This is a genomic window from Rossellomorea marisflavi (assembly GCF_001274775.1).
Lineage (GTDB): Bacteria > Bacillota > Bacilli > Bacillales > Bacillaceae_B > Rossellomorea > Rossellomorea marisflavi.
Window position 1 is genome coordinate 72,166 of the sequence record NZ_LGUE01000001.1, and the last position, 20,354, is coordinate 92,519.

Below are 20,354 nucleotides of genomic sequence, written 5' to 3' on the forward strand. Positions count from 1 at the left end.
TTTTGCTATGATGGATATACATCAAGAAAGGACGGATGATATGCGACAGCCCCATTATTTCTTTGCCCTCTCCATCCCGGAAGAAGAAAAGCTCCGTTTGGCGGATCAGGCAGACGCGTTTCCATTCAAAAAGCCGGTCCACCATCAGGACTTCCATTTGACACTGGCGTTCCTGGGGGGTTCCGGAGCCGATGCCCTCGACCTCGCCAAGTCCAAGGTGCGGGAAGTGGCAATGGAGCATGACCCCTTCACATTGACCTTCAGTGGATTTGACTTCTTCGGTCGCCCGGAAGCACCGCGGATCTTCTGGATGGGGGTTGAACCCTCTGAAGGGCTCAACCGACTGAGGGCGGCGATTTATGATGCCTGCCTGGATGCAGGATTCGAGTTGGATCCACGCCCGTTTGCTCCCCACATCACCGTGGCGCGCAAATGGGGGGGAGAGTATGCGTTCAATGAGCGTTCTCCAGAAATCGAACCACTTCCTATCGAATTCCCCGTAGAACACGTTGTCCTGTACCGGACACGACTGGAACACATCCCAAAATACGAGCCGGTGGCGACGTTCCCATTGAAAGGGATGACATCGGAAGAAAGAGGAGAACCTCATGGCACAGCTCATTAAACTGCAGGACTACATTTCCAGATATGAAATGGATCTTTACCGCTATCCTACCCAATTTGTCAGGCTGAAAAAACAGCAGTGGGAAAAAATGAAGGATCACTGGGAAAATGGCGACACCCATGAGGAAGCCCTTAGTGCGATGGAGGAGAAGGAAACCGTAAAAGATCGATTGTTCTCCTTTTTTAAGAGAAGGGGGGATCAAGAAGAGATCGAGGATTTGACCATGTATGCAGAAAGTGATGATGAAGAGGAGTTCGCCATCGATGCTGAAAGGGTGGAGGCTTCAACCGAGGATGAGTTGAAGCAGGTGTTTCTCGAGAATATCATGGATTTTCAGCTGAAATGGGCGAGTTCGACCATTTCACAACGTTCGTATGTGGATAACAGCTATTACTATGATGAACGGTTGAAGTATCTTCTTCAGCGGTTTCCGGATAATATATTGGTGCTCTATCATCCGATTCTCAAGATCAAAAAAGCCCCTGTCGAATTTGAAACGATCCTCATCACCCCGACGGCCGTCTGGTGCCTGACCTTCCTGGAGTTCGAGGAGGGCACCGCGTATATCGGAGGGAAGGAACATTTTTGGCTGAAGAAGTGGGGACGGGAAGAAGAGAAAGTGCTGAATCCCCTGATCACCCTGCAACGAATGGAAACGATCATCGATCAGATCCTGCGCTTTGCCGGTGTGGACCTTCCTATACATAAAGGTGTCATCTGCAGAAACGGGTACATCGATTATCCCCAGGCTCCCCACCATGTGCATCTTTTGGACAAACGGAAGCATGAAGGTTGGTTCGAGTCCCTCCGGTCTATATCGTCCCCTATCAAGGGCGTCCAGCTCAAGGCTGCCCAGGCCATTCTGGACTATGGACATACCACTTCCTTCAAACGGATCGGCATGGATGAAGACCGGTTCGTCGGGGAAGAGCCGTGAAGACCTTCTACCTTGTCAATCCCGCAGCCAAAAATCGAGGGAGTACAGAAGCCTGGGAACGATTCCGCGTGGAGGAAGGGATCATCCATGAGTCCTTCGTCACCCGGCATCCGTCTGAAGTGAAGAGGGTGGTCCGGGATCTAGTGGAGAGGCATCCCGGTGAGACCCTGCTCCTTGTCGGGGTGGGAGGTGACGGGACGATGAAATCCATCATCAGCGCGTCGATTGGTTTCCCCCAGGTGCTCATCGGGTATATTCCTTCAGGAAGCGGGAATGATTTTGCAAGGGGGTACAATTGGCCGCGGAAGCCACGTGAGGCTGAAAACCGGATAAAATCCGGATCGGGTCACGCCTCCTTGATGGATGCAGGTGAATTTCAACTCCCTGCGGAGCCGAATGGGCACTTTGTGAATAATATAGGAATAGGATTCGATGCCCGGGTAGCGGGACGTGCCAATCATTCCCCATGGAAGAAACGGCTTAACCGGATTTCCCTCGGGAAGCTCATCTATCCCATCATTCTGGTGAGGGAAGCCCTTACGTTCCAGCCCTTCTCCCTGCAGGTCCGGAGAGATGGAGAAGAAAGTATGTACGATAAGGTCTGGTTCATGACAGTATCCAACCATCCGTATTTCGGAGGCGGCATGAAGATCGCCCCCGATGCCCATCCGGATGATGGCATGTTGGATGTGACCGTCGTGGCCGGACTCGGCCGCCTTAAGCTCATTGCGGTCTTTCTTTCTGTATTTGTGGGAAAACATACGATATTTAAAGAAGTTCATACATTCCGCACGCGGGAAATGATCGTGGAGGCGGATGGGGATCCCGAAATCCATGCTGATGGAGAATCGTGCGGGACGCTTGCTATGAATGGACGCATGAGCATCAGGGTGCTTCCGTCCAGTTGGAAAATGATGAATGGAAGAGGGTGAGCAGGTGTTCAATATCAGTCGTCATTATGAAGCATTTATGGATACATTCACGACCGTCACGATCATTATTCCCCATGATCGAGTCGGGGGTGAGGAGGATTTTCATATCGTGAAGGGAGACATAATGATCCCCCTGGAGATAAAGGAAGAAATCCAGCTTGAGCACGCAAGGAAAATCGTGACCTCACTTCCGGAAGAGCTCGATCTTGAAGAGGCCTGCGAAGTGGTCGATGCGAACGGGATCAAGACCGACCTCCAAGTCGGGGCCGTCATCAGGACGGATGCCTTCGATGAGCGCTACTACTATGATGGCGAAGACCTCGGCGTACGGAAAGTGGAAGGGGGCTTCCGGTTCAAACTGTGGGCACCTACTTCGTCGGCGGTCAGACTCAAGCTGATGTCGACAAACGGTGAGGAAACGGAACGCGACATGACGCGAGGAGAAAAAGGGGTATGGACCCTGGACATCCAGGAAGAAGTGGAAGGGTTCTGTTATTCCTATCTCACCTGCATCAATCTCGTCTGGAATGAAGCCCTCGATCCCTATGCCGTAGCGGTTTCGTTCAATAGCCTCTGGGGTGTGGTCGCGACAGAACTCGGACCTCCTTGTACATCCCTTCCGCCTGTTTCCTCACCCGTCGATGCCATCATTTATGAGCTCCATGTACGGGACTTTTCCGCAGGGAAAGAAGGCGGCATGAACGCTAGGGGGCGCTATGGTGCCTTTTCCGAGCGCGGGACGAAGACGCCGGCTGGATACTCAAGCGGAGTCGACTATCTCAAGGAGCTCGGGATCACGCATGTGGAGCTTCTGCCTGTCAATGACTTCGGGGGCGTGCCGGATGATCCATCCGAGGAAGAATACAATTGGGGTTACAACCCATTATTTTTCAACGTCCCGGAGGGCAGCTACAGCTCGGATCCCGGTGAGCCCCTCGTCAGGATAAGGGAATTGAAAGACGTGGTGAACAGTCTTCATGATGAAGGGATCAGGGTCATCATGGATGTCGTCTACAACCATGTGTTCATAAGGGAGGAGTCACCGTTTGAAAAAATCGTGCCGGGTTACTTTTTCCGACATGGTGAAAACGGGTTGCCTTCCAACGGGACCGGTGTAGGGAATGATTTTGCCTCGGAGCGGCTCATGGCGAGGAAGTTCATTAAGGACTCGATTCGGTTCTGGATCAAGGAATACGGGTTCGATGGCTTCCGGTTCGATCTTATGGGAATCCTTGACGTGACGACGATGAATGAGGTGTCGGATATCACGCGGGAATCGGGTCTCATCGTCATCGGGGAAGGGTGGGACTTGAACACCCCCATTCCACAGGAAGAAAAGGCGAACCTACGCAATGCACGGTTGCTCCCGAACGTGGGACAGTTCAATGATTGGTTCAGGGATACCGTCAAGGGGAGCACCTTCAATCTTCACGATAAAGGGTTCATCCTTGGACATAGCGGACTTGAAAAACAGGTGGCTCAGGTCCTTTCAGGAAGCGTCGGCATCCAGAGCCGGGACCAGGGAATCTTCGATGGCCCCATCCAATCCGTCAACTATATCGAATCCCATGATAATCACACCCTCTGGGATAAGATGAAGGCCTGCATGCATGAGAGCGAGGAGCAGCTGTTCAAGCGGCAGTCTCTCGGCACCGCGATGGTCCTTCTATCGCAGGGAATCCCGTTCATTCACGCCGGTCAGGAGTTTTACCGGACAAAAGGGGGGCACGAAAACAGCTACAATGCCCCGGTCCGGATCAATCAGCTTGACTGGACGAGAAGGGAAGACCATGACAAATCCATTGGGTATGTACGTGGTTTGATCGCTATACGGAAAGCCCACGGTGCCTTCAGGTTTCAGGAAGCACAACTGATCAGGCAGCATGTGAGCGTCGTCACCGCTGAAAGCCAATCTGTGGTCATCCGCTACTCGGAAGTAGGGGATTACGGTCCCTGGAGTGACATGATCCTTGCCTTCAACGGCGGGACGGAATCAGCCGCTTTTGCACTTGGAGATGGTGGGGAATGGCTCTGCCTGGCAGAGGGGGACCGTGCGGATGCCAAGGGTCTATACACAATAGAAGGTGGTCGATTGGAGGTCGCCCCAATGACTGTCTCCGTCGCAGCGATGCAGTCGATTTCAGGTGTGCTTGACGAATAAGGAATATGACGATAAAATTGAACATAGATGGCTATTGATCTTATTGCCCAATAGCTATCTTTTTTATTTTACTTGAGATGAAATGTGAACAATCATATAAACATGACAAAGGACCAATAGAAGGTGAATAGATTGGAACACTTATTTGACCAAGATTGGGAAATCGTCCCTGCGGGCGGTGCCACGGGGGAAGCCTTCTTTGCCCAATACCAGGAACAGAGGCTATTCCTCAAGCGGAATTCATCGCCGTTTTTGGCGGTATTATCCGCAGAAGGCATCACGCCGAAGCTTGTCTGGACGAAACGTCTGGAAAACGGGGATGTCATCACGGCTCAGCACTGGTTGAATGGCAGAGAACTGAAACCCGCAGAAATGAAGGAAGACAGGGTTGCCCGTCTGCTGAAAAAAATCCATACATCGAAACCACTCTTGACGATGCTTGAGCGCCTCGGCACAGAGCCTTTTCAGCCTGATCATATGTTGACGGAACTTGAGACCAGTCTTGAATTCGACCTTCTAACATTGCCCGATGTCAAGAAAGCGATGCGTTTCCTTCAGGATGGCCTGGATGAGGTACGTCAGAGCGAATATGTCGTCTGTCACGGAGATGTCAATCATAATAACTGGCTCCTTTCCGAACAGAATCAGCTATACCTCATTGATTGGGACGGCGCCATGATCGCGGATCCCGCCTTTGATGTCGGCCTGCTCCTCTATTGGTATATCCCTGAAGATCAATGGGAGGACTGGCTCCTTCAATACGGAACGGAACTGACAGATAGTCTGAAGCTCCGCATGAAATGGTATGTGGTCGCCCAGACGATCCTCTTCATGCAGTGGCATAAAGCCAAAGGCCGCTTTCATGAAATGAACCACTGGATCGAGTATCTGCACAAAATCATCTGATCATGAATAGTTGTTCATGTCCGACACCCACTGGGACAGGTTATCTTTGTTTGTGGTGATGTGATCGGATAGATCCGAAGAGGAGATGCCGCTTTGACTGTACCGATAGATCTCTTCGAGTACGGGTTTGACGTTCTCGTGGATGTCTGCGTTGACCATGAGGGACTTGACCAGTCTCTCGAGCTGTTCGCATTCGGATACGGAGCCGCAGCAGTCCGTTTGATGATTACTGAGGATATCGGATAATAATTGCATTTGATTTTGAGCGTTGAGAGGCATGAAAGCCACCCTTTCTTTTGGGATTGAATTCAGATAGAGAAGGAATTCACTGATAGTGTGTGGATTCCTTTTTTTATTATGCGTGGCTTCAATGGATTTCATCTTGCACAACCATGGTGGTCGTGGTATGTTTTTGTTCGAATGACGTGCCCGTGGACAAGCAGGAAGCTTGCGGGATCGGGTGCGTGAAAAATGGAAAAAAGAGGTGTCTACATGCGTGTGCGTTACAAACCATGGGCAGCTGAAAAGCTCAGTGAACATTCCGGCATAGTAGTGGCGGAGCCCGATCAACTGAAAGGGAAATGGAATGAGTTCTTTGGGAACGACAACCCCATCCATATAGAGGTAGGAACAGGCAAAGGTCAATTCGTCACCGGTATGGGGAAACAGAACCCTGAGATCAACTATATCGGGATCGAACTCTACGAGAGTGTCCTCGTCACGGCCCTCGACCGGATCCTTGAGGAAAACGTGAGCAATGTGAAGCTATTGAATGTCGATGCAAGGGATTTGAAGGAATTCTTCGATGATGGTGAGGTAGGACGGGTGTATCTGAACTTCTCGGATCCTTGGCCGAAAGCCCGCCACGAGAAGCGCCGACTTACGTATGAACATTTCCTCAAGCTTTATGAGGATATCCTGGTGGAAAACGGCGAAATTCATTTCAAGACCGATAATCAAGGGTTGTTCGAGTACTCGTTGAAGAGCTTTTCCTGGTACGGACTCCGTCTGAATTACTTGAGCCTCGATCTCCATAACAGCGGGATGGAAGGCAATATCATGACGGAATACGAAGAAAAGTTCTCTTCTAAAGGGGACCGGATCTACCGGGTGGAAGCTCAATTCCAACATTCGTGATCAGAAGGCTGCAGTCTGCCGTTTACCGGCTTCTGCAGTCTTTTTTTACTGTCTGCCGGATTCGCGCGGCCTACTTATGCTACACTTATGGGGAACAATAAGGGAGGAATGAGAGATGGAAAAACGGATGATTGGTGATACAACGTTTCACTGGCTGAACGGCGGAGTGACCTTCATGGATGGGGGAGCCATGTTCGGGGTCGTGCCGAAACCGCTTTGGTCCAAGAAGTATGATGTGAATGAACGGAATCAGATCGAGCTGAGGACGGATCCGATCTTTTTCCGTTGGAACGGCAAGAACGTATTGATCGAGTCGGGCATCGGAAAAGGCAAGTTGACAGACAAACAAAAGCGGAATTATGGGGTGGAAGAAGAATCTGCACTGGAGTCCGATCTTCAGGCGCTTGGGGTATCGCCGGAAGAGATCGATGTGATCCTGATGACGCATATGCATTTTGACCATGCGTGCGGCTTGACGAAACGAGAGGGAGAAGATTATCGTCCGACATTCCCGAACGCTGTCATCCATACATCACAGGTGGAATGGGATGAGATGAGGAATCCCAATATCCGTTCAAAGAATACATATTGGAAAGAAAACTGGGAGGCTGTTGAGCATCAGGTGGTGCCGTTTGATGGGCAGAAGGAAATCCTGCCCGGCATTACGATGATCCATACCGGTGGTCACAGTGACGGCCATTCCATCATCCTATTGGAAACAGGTGGCGAAACGCTGATTCACATGGCCGACCTCATGCCGACGCACGCCCATAAAAATCCATTATGGGTGCTCGCGTATGACGACTATCCGATGACGTCGATCGGAGCCAAGGAAAAATGGATCTCTCAGGCAATCGAAGGGGGATACTGGTTCCTCTTTTATCATGATGCCGTATATCGTGCCCTGAAATGGGATGAAGCTGGAAAAGTATTGGACTCGGTTGAACGCAGTAGGTGATGAAATGGGAAAGATCCAAAGCCGGATGGCTTTGGATCTTCTTTTTGGTTACAAGGGGTAAACATCAAGGATGGTGCCGCTATTCACATCAGCGATGAATTCGAACTGTTCGAGTTCCCCGTCGACCCTGCGTGAAATGCCGCCTTTGAATACCTGTGTTTCAAATGTATGCTGCTTGAAGGACTCGGGCTTCATGCTGATCCATGAGCCATCGATCTTCCCGTCTTCTTTGAAGCGTTCTTTTACGCTTTTCAGTACTTTTTCCGGAGAAGCGGTCTTATGATCCTTTGCGGCACCGCTGAGGACAATGCCCCCGACAGCTCCGACAGCCGCTCCGACTGCAAATGATTTCCAGTTCATCCATTATTCCCTCCAAAAGCACGGCCGAGACATGGAATGCCTCCCCGATATTTTCTACATGATAAGACCATTCTAACAAAGAACACGGAAAAAAGAGAATCTTATTTGAATCCAATCGGTGGTAAGAGGTGAGAAAGTTCTGTAAAATGGACGTATACATAAAGATGTGAAAACGAAATGGGGTAAATGATATGAAACAGGATACATTGGAATTATTCAAAACGTTGACAGAACTGCCTGGTGCTCCCGGTAACGAACATGCCGTGAGGGCTTTCATGAAAGAGCAGCTCTCCGCCTACTCGGATGAGCTTGTACAGGATCGCCTTGGAGGCGTATTCGGTGTCAGGAAAGGGGACAGTGATGCTCCCGTTGTCATGGTGGCCGGACATATGGATGAAGTGGGCTTCATGGTGACCTCCATCACTGAAAACGGTATGCTGCGCTTCCAGACCCTCGGAGGCTGGTGGAGCCAGGTGCTCCTCGCCCAGCGCGTTCAGATCATCACAGACAACGGACCGATCATCGGTGTGATCGGAAGCATCCCGCCTCATCTTCTGGGAGAGGCTCAGCGATCGAAGCCGATGGATATCAAGAACATGCTCATCGATATCGGTGCAGATGACAAAGAGGATGCCCTCCGGATCGGGATCAAACCTGGCCAGCAGATCGTACCGATCTGTCCGTTCACGCCGATGGCCAATGAGAAGAAGATCCTGGCGAAAGCGTGGGATAACCGATACGGGTGCGGACTGTCCATCGAGCTTCTGAAGGAACTCCATGGAGAGCAGCTGCCGAACACCCTGTACTCGGGTGCCACCGTTCAGGAGGAAGTAGGGTTGCGTGGGGCCCAGACGGCGGCCAACATGATCAATCCGGATCTATTCTTTGCCCTTGATGCCAGCCCGGCAAATGATATGTCAGGGGATAAAAATGAATTTGGCCAGCTCGGGAAGGGTGCCCTCCTCCGGATCCTCGACCGTTCCATGGTCACCCACAGGGGCATGAGGGAGTTCGTCCTTGATACGGCTGAAACCAATTCGATCCCATATCAATACTTCGTCTCCCAGGGAGGGACGGATGCGGGCCGTGTCCACATGTCCAATGAAGGGGTGCCGAGTGCGGTCGTAGGGATTTGTTCTCGCTACATCCACACCCATGCATCCATGATCCATATCGATGATTATGCCGCCGCGAAAGAATTGATCGTAAAGCTAGTGAAACAGTGTGACCGTTCCACAGTGGAAACCATCCGCAATAACGGATGATGGAGAGACCGCCCGGTAACCCAGGCGGTCTTCTTTTATGAAAAAGGGGGTAAGGAAATGAAGGATTTCGGAGTGGGGACAACCAACCCCGCAAAAGTGTCGGCGATTCAGAAGGCAATCGGTCCAGAAGCCGTCATACATCCGGTTGAAGCGGAGTCGGGGGTCAGTGCACAACCGTTTTCTGATGAAGAAACGATCAGGGGAGCGGTGAACCGGGCGAGGAGCAGTATCGGAACCTTTCATGCGGGCATCGGCCTCGAAGGCGGGGTGGTCGATACGACATCAGGCCTTTACCTCTGTAACTGGGGAGCATTAGTGGACGCCGATGGCCGCGAATTTGTAGCAGGAGGGGCACGGATTCTACTACCTGAAGAGATTGCCTATAACCTTCGCGGAGGAGGAGAGCTTGGGCCGCTGATGGATGCATATACGAAACGTGAAGGTGTGCGCCATCGAGAAGGGGCGGTAGGGGTATTCACGAACGGTCTGGTGACGAGGGAAGCGATGTTCATCCATGTCGTTAAACTCTTGATCGGGCAGTGGGAATATGATGGAAGAAACAGAGATAAGCGCGGGAATATATGACTCGGCCCATACCAATTAGAGCCCATCCTCATAGGATAGAGTAGATCGGATGCGAAGGCATTCGGTAAATCTCTTGTACAAGGGGGGCAAAAACACATGGGATGCTATAAAGGACACAATGAAGGCGGGTGTCGCCGTAACTGTTGTTGGGGCTTCAACTTCTGCTGTGATTGGGACAAATTCCTATTCGGTAACCGCTGCTGTTGCAGGCGCAATCGCTGTGAAGGTGATCGCGGAGGATGCAGACGCAATGAAGGAAACAGGAACTACGGCGGATGCAGACGCAATGAAGGAAACCGGAACCACGGATGTAATAAGGATTGGTAAGAACTGAATAAATAAAAGCAGCCTCATGGAAGAGGCTGCTTTTTTGACTTATTTAATTCCCTTCATGTAGGTCTGGATCTTAGGACCGATCAGGAAGAGGATGAGGCCCAATACGATGGATACGCCACCGATGGTACCGAAATATACATTTTCCGTTGCCGGTGAGTAGAATCTGACTAGCTGTGCATTCAAGGCCTGTGCCGCAGCAGGTGCCAGGAACCAAAGGCTCATGGTTTGTGCTGAGAAGGCTTGAGGAGCAAGCTTCGTTGTCGCAGAAAGGCCGACAGGCGAAAGGAGCAGTTCCCCGATGACAACGATGAAATAACTGAGTACGAGCCAAATCGGATTCACGAGTCCACCATCAGGAGTGAAGTATCCCGGAATGAGGATGACAAGGAATGAAAGACCTGCAAAGATCAGACCCCATGAGAATTTACGCGGGATGATCGGTTGGCGGTTGCCGAGCTTCACCCATAACCATGCAAATACCGGTGCAAGGAGAAGGATGAACAACGGGTTAAGGGATTGGAACCACGCAGGTGATATCTCAAATCCGAAAAGATCAAGCTGTGTCTTTTTGTCAGCATAGGTCGCAAGGATGGTTGCACCCTGTTCCTGGATGGACCAGAACATGACCGCAGCAATAAATAGCGGGATATAGGCGATTACCTGTGAGCGTTCCTGTACAGATGTTTTAGGGCTGTAGTACATGATCAGGAAGTACGCTAGAGGTACCACCACACCGAAGATTCCGACAATATTGATGAATACATTCAGCGTGAAGATTCCAGCTGGAATGGTCCAACCAAGGATGATGGCCAGGACGATCACGACCACTGCTGTCATCCAACCATATTTCTTTTTCTCGGCTGCTGTCAGCGGGTTCGGCACATACGTACCGGCAAGTCCCAATGTAGAACGTTTGCTTACCATGAAGACGACAAGCCCGAGGAACATCCCGATGGCGGCTGCCGCAAATCCCCAGTGGAAGCCGTAGTTTTTTTGGAGACTACCTACAACAAGTGGTGAAAGGAATCCACCAAGGTTGATCCCCATATAGAAGATGCTGAAAGCCGAGTCGCGGCGTGTATCTTCCTGACTGTACATTTCTCCGACGACGGTTGATACGTTCGGTTTAAGTAGCCCAGTACCGATGACGATCAGTACCATGGAAACGATGAACATGGAGAAGTTCCCCGGGAATGCAAGGGCGATATGACCGAACATGATGAAGATCCCACCATAGAAGACGGCCTTGGACGTACCGAATACCCGGTCTGCCAGCCAACCCCCGATGACTCCTGACATGTATACCAAGGAACCGTAGATGGAAACGATGGCAAGAGCAGTGCCTTCCTCGATACCGAGTCCGCCTTTTGATACCTCGTAGTACATATAATATACAAGGATGGCTTTCATACCGTAGTATGAAAAACGCTCCCAGAACTCTGTGAAGAATAGCGTGAACAACCCTTTAGGGTGACCGAAGAAACCGGTCTGAGGTACACTTTCCACAATTTTCTGTTTATTCGATGATGACATATTACAACCTCCTTATTCTTTTACTATAATATTTTAAGATTTTTATAAAGTCAAAAAGAAATTAATAAAATTTTAATTATACCATATATTTCTATATGTTGCTAATATTAATGCATTTTTGAATTATCAAACTATTTTGTAAGCGCTTTACACGCAAAAAAGAATAAATTCGCCCGCCCGGGGTTAGAGGGCAGGCGATGGAATTATTATTCTTCAAAAATATAGGTGATGGCTTGAAGAGCCTGTTCAATGGTGGAAACCGTCACATCTGCACGCCGGGAAATTTCTTTCAGCGGATGGTGAAGCTTTTCCGGACGGATCAGGATCAACGGCTTGTCTTTGGCGAGTGCAATGCCCGCATCCATGGCCGAATTCCACTGTTTGTATTCTTCTCCGAAGTATGCGATGACAAGATCCGCTTTTTCCATCAGGATCTTGGTGCGCAAATTATTGAAGGCAGAGGCTGCCTCGTCTTTCAGGATGGCGTTCGGCTGAGTGCCCAGGATTTCTTCCCCGATGGAATCGGATCGGTCATGGTTTTCCATCGGTCCTGAGAACTGGATGTTCAGTCCCCTTTTCTCTGCTTCGTTTTTGACATCGTCCCTCCAGGTACTATGTATCTCCCCTGCCAGATATACCGTTAATTTCATTGTGATCATCCCCTATCTGTTACTGTTTCCTACACGATTTACCCCATCCGAGTCAAAATTAACCTTTCTTCCCAGCAAAAACAGCATACCTGTAAGAAAACGGGTTGTCATTAGGACTTTGTGAGGGTATCATAAGCGTAGGTTTAGCAGAATAAAGGAGGATGACGGGGAATGAAGCGTTATTTACCGGTTTTATTCATTCTTGCCCTTACATTAGCAGGGTGCAGCACCTCAATTGACGAAGAGAAGGATAAAACGGCGAAAGTCGTAGAAGATATGGTTGATCATAAGGTAGAACCGAAAGAGAACGCCGGGGACATGGAATTTTACCTGCCCTTCGGTGCCGAGGTGGAAAAAGAAACCTCTCACAATGTGATCATCAAAAAGGGGTCGGATACGTTTATCCTCTTTAACAACCCCCAGGAAGACAAGGACAGTGATCTTCTATATAAAACGTCTCTTGAAGACGAATCGGACGTGGTGAAAAAAGGAACGTTCCAAGGCAAGGATGGGTTGGGGTACTACATCATCAAGAGCATCCCCGATTCTGAAAAATATGAACTCATCGTCGGGGTAGGGGGCACGAAGGTTTCCACTCAGTCAGATGAAGGCGATCTGTCTGATCATGCAAAAATGATGATGAAGATGGCCACTTCCGTCAAGAGTTCCTGAGGTCTGATCATTATGATCGGATCTTTTTTTGTGTGGAGATTTATCTGGACAAATGATACATGTGTCTTTACACTAGTAAAAGACTAAGGGTTGAAAGGGGAACCAGTATGAAGGAATGGCTTGCTCGGAAAGGGGTTAAGCCCTCAGCGAGGGTTTATTTAATAGATGCTTTGAGCTTCATGGCTCTTGGATTATTCAGCTCCCTCATCATCGGACTGATCATGAAGACGATCGGGGAACAGGCAGGGTTTCTGCCTGAAGGATTGCAGCAATTTTTGATCGAGATGGGAGGCGTGGCCTCTTCCATGATGGGGCCAGCTATCGGTGCAGCCATCGCCTACGGGCTCGGGGCCCCGCCGCTCGTGCTTTTCTCGGCAGTCGTCACGGGGGCAGCCGGTGCGGCACTCGGTGGACCGGCCGGTGCGTATGTGGCGGCGGTCCTGTCTGTGGAAGTCGGGAAACTGATCAGTAAAACCACGAAGCTTGATATCATTGTCACTCCGTTCACGACCATTCTCACAGGGTTTGCCGCCGCTTCCTTCATCGGACCGGGTATTTCCACATTCATGACCATGTTCGGCGGATGGATCAGCTGGGCAACAGAGCAGCGGCCGATCCTGATGGGGATCCTCGTGGCCATGCTCATGGGTCTCGCCCTGACGGCACCGATCTCAAGTGCCGCCATCGCCCTCATGCTCGATCTGAATGGAGTGGCTGCAGGTGCAGCAACGATCGGCTGTGCCGCTCAGATGGTCGGGTTCGCGGTCATAAGCTATCGGGAGAACCGGTTTGGTGGTCTGCTTGCTCAAGGGATCGGGACCTCGATGCTACAGGTGCCGAATATCATACGCAATCCCCTCATCCTCCTGCCTCCGACACTGGCGGGCATGATCCTTGCCCCCATCGGGACGACGATCTGGGTGATGGAGAATAATGCAGCAGGAGCCGGTATGGGGACAAGCGGATTGGTCGGTCAGATCATGACGTTCCAGACCATGGGCTTCAGCTCGGGTGTCCTGATCCAGGTCCTCGTATTGCATATCATTGGACCTGCCATCATCAGCCTGTTACTATCTGAATATATGCGTAAACTAGGGTGGATCAAACCCGATCAATTAACGCTTGATATTGGAGGTAAGTAACATGCGAAAACTGGCATCAGAAGAAGAATTTCATGAGTTGAAGGCGAACGGGAAGCATGTATTCATGTTCTCGGCAGATTGGTGTCCGGACTGCCGGATCATCGAGCCGATCCTGCCTGAAATCGAGAGTGAGTACAGCGAATTCACGTTCATTTATGTGGACCGCGACCAGTTCATCGATATCTGCATCGAACATGATATCTTTGGTATCCCGAGCTTCCTCGCTTTCGGTGACGGTAAGGAGCTGGGACGTTTCGTCAGCAAGGACCGTAAAACCAAAGAAGAGATCGAGGATTTCATGAATCAGCTTGGCTAAGAGGATCGAAGAGGCTGAGAAAAATATGTTTTAGTCATAGTAAAACCCGAATCATTTGCCTACGATAAAGCAAATGATTCGGGTTTTAAATTTGTTTACATTCGAATTTCATCGTTTCCAGGGGTTGATCGGAGTGCAAGACGAAGACTCCGGCGGGAAGAGTAGCTGATGTGAGACCCCACAGGCGTGCCGAGGAGGCTCACGGGCTACCCGCGGAAAGCGAAGTCTTGCACGGAGATCATGAGCGGTATTAAGATCCTATACTAATCGTGTTCGGCACTAAAGGGGCCATTTTTAGTTTTGTCGCATCCTCTTTTTTCTGTCCGGTTACACTGAAAGAATCCGACAGTTCCTTGGCGTAAGGATGGACGGCTTGGACATTTCGTGATTTTCTTTTGAAATTCGGCGCTTTTCATGTAAAATAACAGAAGCGAGACCGCATGTGGAAGGAGGTTGCACTATGGATACAAAAAAATTGAAAAAACAACTTCAGGAACGTCTGCAGTCACCTGACCGCCTGATTACATATGACCGTGAAAAAGAAACTCTCCGCATCGAGCGGAAAGACACAAAGAAGGGGATGACGGTTGCACTTCCCCCCATTGTTTCCAAGTGGAAGGAAAATAACAAGACCATCATCGAAGAAGTGGTCTACTATGTAGAGGAAGCATTGAATGCCATGGGCGAAGAAAAGGCAAACAAACATGAACAAAACATCTTCCCTGTCATCCGGTCCACTTCTTTTGCAACGGAATCACCTGATGACATCCCGCTCATTACCGATGAACATACAGCCGAGACGAGGATCTATTACGCACTCGATTCCGGAAGTACCTATCGCTTGATCGACGAACGGATGATGAAATCGGAAGGGTGGACACGTGAACAGCTCAAGGAAATCGCCCTCTTCAATGTGAGGCGTCTCCCGACCGCCATGAAAAAAGATGAAGTGGCAGGGAATACATTCTATTTCCTGAATCAAAATGATGGCTATGACGCGAGCAGGATCCTGAACGAATCCTTTTTACGGGACATGAAGGAAACAGTATCAGGGGAGATGACGGTATCGGTTCCCCACCAGGATGTGTTGATCATCGGGGATATGCGCAATGAGACCGGCTATGACGTCCTCGCGCAAATGACCATGAGCTTCTTCACCAACGGGAATGTTCCCATCACTGCGCTGTCCTTCGTATACGATGAAGGAGAGCTTGAGCCGATCTTCATACTAGCTAAAAATCGTAAAAAAGAAAGGGAGTAACATACATGAACGTATTTTATAATCTGGAGGGCATCGGCGATACCCTCATCATCACAATGGATCCGACATTCGAAGGAAGCGTTGGCCATGAAAGAAAAGGCGATGCAGCCCGCCTGTTCAATGAAGAATCACATGAAACAGTCGGCTACAATCTGTTCAACGCTTCCACTTACTTAAGCCTCGAAGCCAAAGGACAAGTGGAGATGGATGATGAGAAGCTGAAAAGCATCAACGAAGCCATCGCCAAAAACGGCTTTGAAGATGTGCTTGAAGGGGACTTCACACCTAAGTTCGTTGTCGGTTACGTAGCGGAAAAAGAAAAGCATCCAAACGCCGACAAGCTCAATATCTGCAAGGTTGAGGTCGGAGACGAAACGCTTCAAATCGTCTGCGGTGCACCGAATGTCGATCAAGGACAAAAAGTGGTTGTGGCAAAAGTCGGCGCCGTCATGCCGAGCGGGATGGTCATCAAAGATGCAGAGCTTCGCGGCGTGCCTTCTTCCGGCATGATCTGCTCTGCCAAAGAACTCGACCTGCCGGATGCTCCCCAAGAAAAAGGAATCCTCGTCCTTAACGATCAGTACGAAGTAGGACAAGCGTTCAAAGGATAATGGAATGTTGACCCGGGCCTTTTATGGTCCGGTTTTTTTGTTTGATCGATGAATCTTTTCGATCTTCTGCATGTCCAGCTCCGGGGTCTTGAGGCTCGAGGTCATAAGTCAAGCCACTCAAAAAGGCAAAGAGCGCCTTTCCGGGTGACTCGCCTTATGCTTGTCGCCTCAGGGCAAGCCCCCTCCGCTTTTCTATCTGTCTAGCTCCGGCGGGTTGCCCCTCGAGGTCATAAGCTGTGGAGGTCAAAAAGGCCAAAAGCGCCTTTCTGCCCACCCCATCTTATGCTTGTCGGGTCAGCCCAACCCGCCTGCGCTTTTCTTGTTACATTCTATTTACATGGATGTTGGTTTCGACACATTTTTCTAACAATGTTCATTTTGTGGTGAAATGTCTCGAATTTTTCCGATGAACTGATAGAATGATAGTAAGTATGAAGGAAAGAGTGATTGACGTGAGTTGGATTAAGAAGATTATCGGGAAATTTTCTGATGTTGATGATAGTTATGAAGAGTATGTGGAAGATGAGGTGCAGCGCCCTGTCGGGAAGCAGGCTGGGAATCCGGCGGCCCCTTATCAGCGCGATGTCGAAGCACGGATGACCTATCAATATCCGAAGGGGAATTTCCGTTTTCCTTTGATCGGTGATGGGGAAGGGGGGAGCCGGGAAAGACGGACCCGGGAAAGACGGACCCGGGATCGTGATAAGAAAGAAGTCACGGAAAAGCAGCCCGAACGCCCTAAGCGTGAGAAAGAACGGGTGGAGCGTCCCCGCAAGGAGGCCCAACCCAAACCTGTACACCAATCAACGTCCGCACCGTCTAAAACGGTCACTTCAAAAGTACAGAAAGGGAAGGGGACCAGACCGTTCAAACCAACGGAAATCCCTTCACCTATCTATGGATTCAGGGAGCGGCCGATCAAAAAGCAGGAAGTCGAGTACGAACTGGGCAATTTTTTACATAGTCATCCACCGGCTTCGGTCAATGTACCGGATGTGAGGGAGGAGCCCCTGCCCGCTCCGCCTGCCCATCATGATGTACCGGAGGTCGAAGCCCGAACGGAAGAAGCGGTGGATTTTGAATTACATGAATCCAAGAGCCCTTCAGACGAACATGATGTGGCGCCGATTACCGAAACAGTGACAGAAGAAAGGTCAGAAGTTCTTTCATCCCCAGCCGCTGACGAAGAGGTTTTCGATGCAACAGGAACACTGGACATAACGGATGCCCCTGCATCTATCGGGGCTGTGGAGGAAAGGGAAGATGTCCGGTTTGAAGATCAAGGGGAATCAGCTCCTTCCGATGAGTATGTGGAACACGTTACGCCGGTTGTGAACACGGAAGAACCTATCGCCCCTTTGCATGCAGAATCCCGGGAGGATAGGGCTGAAGCTGTTTCAGAACATGATGCAGAAGCAGAAAGCGCCATGCCTGTAGACGAGTTCCAGGAAGAACGGAAGCAGAAGAAACGGACGCATCTGCCGTTCAATGTCCTCATGCTGAATCAGGATAAGCGGAGCATGTCCGAGCGCCGGCAACAGCCGGCTCCTTCTCCCAACGTGAGGGTTCAACGTCCACAGGTGGAAGAACCTGTGGAGGAGCAACCTGAACGTCAACATGAAATGGAACAGACTGTCGTTCAAGGGGAGGAAGCCGTAAAAAGCTATAGTGAGCTCAGCTCTTCCACCAAGACGTTAAATGAGTATGAGTTTCCGAGTCTGGAATACCTGAATCCCCCCGTATCCAAAACGATGAGTGAAGAGTGGCTGGACACCCAGAGTGCACTCCTCGATGAGACCCTTCTGAACTTCAATGTAAGGGCGAGAGTCGTGAATGTGACTCAGGGTCCGTCGGTCACCCGCTTTGAAGTGCAACCTGAACCAGGAGTGAAGGTGAATAAAATCACTAACCTTTCTGATGATATCAAGCTGAGCCTCGCCGCCAAGGATATCAGGATCGAAGCGCCCATCCCTGGTAAGCATACGATCGGCATCGAGGTGCCGAATCGGGACAGCCGTCCGGTATGCATCAGCGAAGTCATTGCGAGCCCTGCTTTCCAAGAAGCGGACTCCCCGCTTACAGCTGCACTCGGTCTTGATATTTCCGGTCAGCCCATCGTGACGGATCTCAGCAAGATGCCTCATGGACTGATTGCCGGGGCCACCGGTTCCGGTAAGAGCGTGTGCATCAACTCGATCCTCGTCAGTCTTTTGTACAAATCATCGCCTGATGAGTTGAAGATGATGCTGATCGATCCGAAGATGGTGGAACTCGCTCCTTACAACCGCATTCCCCATCTTGTCAGCCCCGTCATCACCGATGTGAAGGCTGCAACCGCCGCCTTGAAGTGGGCCGTCGAAGAGATGGAGCGCCGCTACGAGCTCTTCGCCCATACCGGAGTAAGGGACATCAAGCGATTCAATGAGCTTGCCACAAAGAACAAGCAGTATAGTGATAAGCTTCCTTACCTTGTGATCGTCATCGACGAGCTTGCCGACTTGATGATGATGTCGCCTGCCGATGTGGAAGAGGCCATCTGTCGCATCGCCCAAAAAGCAAGGGCATGCGGGATCCATCTCATCATTGCCACACAGCGGCCTTCAGTCGATGTCATTACCGGTCTGATCAAAGCCAACGTACCGACCAGGGTCGCCTTCTCCGTCTCATCTGCCGTGGATTCACGAACCATCATTGATGGAAGCGGAGCAGAACGACTGCTGGGGCGCGGGGATATGCTGTTCCTCGAAAATGGGTCATCCAAGCCGGTCCGGCTTCAAGGCACGTTCGTCTCTGATGACGAAATCGATGACATCATCTCCCACGTCAGGGACCAGCGTGCACCCCATTATCTTTTTGAACAGGATGAACTCCTGAAGAAGGCACAGGTCACGGAAGAAGAGGATGAACTATTCCTTGAAGCATGTGAATTTGTCGTCGATCAGGGGGGAGCCTCGGCATCCTCTCTTCAGAGGCGTTTCCGAATCGGCTATAACCGTGCAGCGAGATTGATGGAAATGATGGAGAATAATGGTATCATCTCTGAAGCAAGGGGAAGCAAGCCGAGGGATGTGCTGATCTCCGAGACAGAGCTGGAGACACTCGTCTGAGTGGAAGCATAAGGTAATATGTGGTATCCTGTTGGTGACTTGATTGGAATGTGTCACTGACAGGATCCTCTTTATTTTCCTGGCAGTTTCAGATGATCCCCGCGGGGGTACTATACCAAAGGGTTTCACCAGACGGGGAGAACAACGAGTGGATAGGTGAGCAGAATGGACGCAGAGAGAGGTTTACTGGATTTGACGGAGTACCGTCACCGTAAACAAATGATAGCAGAGGAACAGACCCGTGCGGTGTATGAGTCCGCCAAGGAGTTCTGTCGGCACGAACCAAATATCCGGGAAATCGTAAGGGCGAAGATGATCTTTACCAAGCGATTTGCCCCGGTGGAATCAGACAGCCTTACTGAAGACGTATTTTCAGAATGGCTTTTATTTGATTACAAGACAATCAAGGGGACCACACTGTTCTTCCAGTTTCTCCAGACCCAGGCCCTTTCGCCTTCACAGAAGACCTTGGGGGCTGTGATGATGACCTTGCCGTGGGAGCCTGTATCGGTTGAACATGAGAGCGATGACACCCTCTGCATGCCGTTATTGGGCGATCACCGTGAGTGGTCCCGATTGAGGGGTAACACTTATTTAAAGAAGGACAGGATCTATTTTGTGAGGAAAGTCCCTCTGGTCACCCATGAGTGGATACTAGGTCCCGTCTTTGAAGCGGGATCACCTGACATTGTGGACACGATGAAGATGCGATACGGTCAAAGGTATCAAGAAAATGGTGGTTTATGGAGGGCGTTCCTGAAAGAAGAAGCACCGGAATTCATTCTAACTGACTGAAAATTTCCTTCTTCATGGTCACAGTTTTTAAAAGGTGGTATAATGTTTCAAGTTGACAGTGTTCA

The 20,354-nt window shown here is 50.3% G+C and carries 21 protein-coding genes; 17 read left to right on the plus strand and 4 right to left on the minus strand.

What is annotated here, in order from left to right:
* Positions 1-40: 40 nt before the first annotated feature.
* From thpR to AF331_RS00430, 5 genes are all read left to right on the plus strand, one after another.
* Positions 41-625: an RNA 2',3'-cyclic phosphodiesterase gene (thpR, locus tag AF331_RS00410; RefSeq protein WP_053426287.1), complete on the plus strand. Its 585-nt coding sequence runs from the start codon at positions 41-43 to the stop codon at positions 623-625.
* Positions 609-1,562, plus strand: a complete 954-nt coding sequence (locus tag AF331_RS00415; protein WP_053426288.1) for an NERD domain-containing protein — start codon at positions 609-611, stop codon at positions 1,560-1,562. The genes thpR and AF331_RS00415 overlap by 17 nt, the downstream gene beginning before the upstream one ends.
* Positions 1,559-2,494 carry a diacylglycerol/lipid kinase family protein gene (locus tag AF331_RS00420; protein ID WP_053426289.1) on the plus strand — a complete coding sequence of 312 codons (936 nt, stop codon included), beginning with the start codon at positions 1,559-1,561 and terminating at the stop codon, positions 2,492-2,494. The genes AF331_RS00415 and AF331_RS00420 overlap by 4 nt, the downstream gene beginning before the upstream one ends.
* A gap of 4 nt (positions 2,495-2,498) precedes the next feature.
* Entirely contained in the window at positions 2,499-4,655 is a 2,157-nt protein-coding gene (gene pulA, locus AF331_RS00425) for a type I pullulanase (RefSeq protein WP_160316467.1), read from the plus strand.
* Positions 4,656-4,787: 132 nt separating this feature from the next.
* A complete protein-coding gene (locus tag AF331_RS00430) occupies positions 4,788-5,561 on the plus strand; it encodes a phosphotransferase family protein (protein WP_053426291.1) in 774 nt (257 codons plus the stop codon).
* Here the strand turns inward: AF331_RS00430 and AF331_RS00435 are convergent, their stop codons facing one another.
* Positions 5,562-5,840 (minus strand): YtzH-like family protein, encoded by a 279-nt coding sequence (locus AF331_RS00435; protein WP_053427717.1) that lies wholly within the window; start codon positions 5,838-5,840, stop codon positions 5,562-5,564.
* Positions 5,841-6,053: 213 nt separating this feature from the next.
* Between AF331_RS00435 and trmB the strand changes: the two genes are divergently transcribed.
* On the plus strand, positions 6,054-6,698 hold the full coding sequence (gene trmB / locus AF331_RS00440; RefSeq protein ID WP_053426292.1) for a tRNA (guanosine(46)-N7)-methyltransferase TrmB: 645 nt from the start codon (positions 6,054-6,056) through the stop codon (positions 6,696-6,698).
* 115 nt (positions 6,699-6,813) lie between these two features.
* Positions 6,814-7,656, plus strand: coding sequence for a YtnP family quorum-quenching lactonase (locus AF331_RS00445; RefSeq protein WP_053426293.1), 843 nt, complete (start codon positions 6,814-6,816; stop codon positions 7,654-7,656).
* Positions 7,657-7,704: 48 nt separating this feature from the next.
* On the opposite strand, the gene AF331_RS00450 is transcribed toward AF331_RS00445, so the two are convergent.
* Positions 7,705-8,016, minus strand: coding sequence for a peptidase M4 (locus tag AF331_RS00450; protein WP_053426294.1), 312 nt, complete (start codon positions 8,014-8,016; stop codon positions 7,705-7,707).
* 191 nt (positions 8,017-8,207) lie between these two features.
* Here AF331_RS00450 and AF331_RS00455 point away from each other — a divergent pair, with 191 nt between their 5' ends.
* The 3 genes from AF331_RS00455 (at position 8,208) to AF331_RS00465 (ending at position 10,200) form a co-directional block, all read left to right on the plus strand.
* Positions 8,208-9,281: a M42 family metallopeptidase gene (locus AF331_RS00455; RefSeq protein WP_053426295.1), complete on the plus strand. Its 1,074-nt coding sequence runs from the start codon at positions 8,208-8,210 to the stop codon at positions 9,279-9,281.
* Between the two features lie 57 nt (positions 9,282-9,338).
* Complete coding sequence (locus AF331_RS00460) at positions 9,339-9,866, plus strand: DUF84 family protein (RefSeq protein WP_053426296.1); 528 nt, start codon at positions 9,339-9,341, stop codon at positions 9,864-9,866.
* A 73-nt stretch (positions 9,867-9,939) separates the two neighbouring features.
* On the plus strand, positions 9,940-10,200 hold the full coding sequence (locus AF331_RS00465) for a hypothetical protein (RefSeq protein ID WP_160316468.1): 261 nt from the start codon (positions 9,940-9,942) through the stop codon (positions 10,198-10,200).
* 41 nt (positions 10,201-10,241) lie between these two features.
* Here the strand turns inward: AF331_RS00465 and AF331_RS00470 are convergent, their stop codons facing one another.
* Both AF331_RS00470 and AF331_RS00475 read right to left on the minus strand, forming a co-directional pair.
* Entirely contained in the window at positions 10,242-11,735 is a 1,494-nt protein-coding gene (locus AF331_RS00470; protein ID WP_053426298.1) for a peptide MFS transporter, read from the minus strand.
* Positions 11,736-11,941: 206 nt separating this feature from the next.
* Entirely contained in the window at positions 11,942-12,385 is a 444-nt protein-coding gene (locus AF331_RS00475; protein WP_053426299.1) for a YtoQ family protein, read from the minus strand.
* Positions 12,386-12,556: 171 nt separating this feature from the next.
* Here AF331_RS00475 and AF331_RS00480 point away from each other — a divergent pair, with 171 nt between their 5' ends.
* The 7 genes from AF331_RS00480 to AF331_RS00510 all read left to right on the plus strand — a co-directional run bounded on the left by AF331_RS00480 (position 12,557) and on the right by AF331_RS00510 (position 20,289).
* Positions 12,557-13,057, plus strand: a complete 501-nt coding sequence (locus tag AF331_RS00480; protein ID WP_053426300.1) for a hypothetical protein — start codon at positions 12,557-12,559, stop codon at positions 13,055-13,057.
* Between the two features lie 107 nt (positions 13,058-13,164).
* Complete coding sequence (locus tag AF331_RS00485) at positions 13,165-14,199, plus strand: PTS transporter subunit IIC (RefSeq protein WP_053426301.1); 1,035 nt, start codon at positions 13,165-13,167, stop codon at positions 14,197-14,199.
* Between the two features lies 1 nt (position 14,200).
* A complete protein-coding gene (locus AF331_RS00490) occupies positions 14,201-14,515 on the plus strand; it encodes a thioredoxin family protein (protein ID WP_053426302.1) in 315 nt (104 codons plus the stop codon).
* 460 nt (positions 14,516-14,975) lie between these two features.
* Positions 14,976-15,776 carry a DUF1444 domain-containing protein gene (locus AF331_RS00495; protein ID WP_053426303.1) on the plus strand — a complete coding sequence of 267 codons (801 nt, stop codon included), beginning with the start codon at positions 14,976-14,978 and terminating at the stop codon, positions 15,774-15,776.
* Positions 15,777-15,781: 5 nt separating this feature from the next.
* On the plus strand, positions 15,782-16,387 hold the full coding sequence (gene ytpR / locus AF331_RS00500; RefSeq protein ID WP_053426304.1) for a YtpR family tRNA-binding protein: 606 nt from the start codon (positions 15,782-15,784) through the stop codon (positions 16,385-16,387).
* Positions 16,388-16,839: 452 nt separating this feature from the next.
* Complete coding sequence (locus tag AF331_RS00505) at positions 16,840-19,494, plus strand: DNA translocase FtsK (protein WP_053427718.1); 2,655 nt, start codon at positions 16,840-16,842, stop codon at positions 19,492-19,494.
* 165 nt (positions 19,495-19,659) lie between these two features.
* On the plus strand, positions 19,660-20,289 hold the full coding sequence (locus tag AF331_RS00510) for a hypothetical protein (RefSeq protein ID WP_053426305.1): 630 nt from the start codon (positions 19,660-19,662) through the stop codon (positions 20,287-20,289).
* Positions 20,290-20,354 lie beyond the last annotated feature (65 nt).